The 773-nt window shown below is 38.6% G+C and carries 1 protein-coding gene; it reads left to right on the top strand.

Going from position 1 to position 773, the window contains the following annotated elements; all coding sequences use genetic code 11:
- Positions 1 to 773: restriction endonuclease subunit S (locus tag HMPREF0650_RS09535; protein WP_004350374.1), on the top strand; the 773-nt coding region annotated here is incomplete at both ends.

Consider the following 773-nt stretch of genomic DNA (forward strand, 5'->3'; position numbering starts at 1 on the left):
CCACAGGCGAGGTGAAATGCATTGATGACGAAGTCCCGTTTGAGATACCGCAAGGGTGGGAATGGTGCAGGCTCAACGACTTGGCTATGTATAGAAAAGGACCTTTTGGAAGCAGCTTAACAAAGTCTATGTTTGTGACAAAAAGCACACAAAGTATTAAGGTCTATGAGCAAAAGAATGCAATACAAAAAAACCATACACTTGGTGACTATTATATTAGCCCCAAAAAGTTTGAAACAATGCAAAGTTTTGTTGTCAAACCAAATGATATTATAGTAAGCTGTGCAGGAACAATCGGTGAAATCTATCTTCTGCCATCTGATGCTTCCATCGGCATTATTAACCAAGCATTAATGAGGGTTTCGCTTTTTGATTTGAACATGGCTGAATACTGGCAAATATACTTTGCTTATATGCTTTTGAACGAGGCTCAGATGAAAGGGGCAGGTTCTGCTATTAAGAATATTCCACCGTTTGAATATCTAAAGGCTGTCCTTGTGCCGATTCCTCCTTTATCAGAACAAAACAGACTGGTTGAAAGATACAATATAATTTTGTCCCTAATTGATAAATACGAGTTAGAAGCAAATAAATTGAATAGGCTCAATCAAAATATATATGATAAATTAAAGAAATCTGTGTTGCAAGAGGCAATCCAAGGAAAGCTCGTTCCACAGATTGATAGCGAAGGCACAGCCCAAGAATTGCTTGAACAAATAAAAGAAGAGAAGCGGAAACTCGTGAAAGAGGGCAAGCTAAAGAAGTCTGCCCTC

This window comes from Hoylesella buccalis ATCC 35310 (genome assembly GCF_000177075.1).
Lineage (GTDB): Bacteria > Bacteroidota > Bacteroidia > Bacteroidales > Bacteroidaceae > Prevotella > Prevotella buccalis.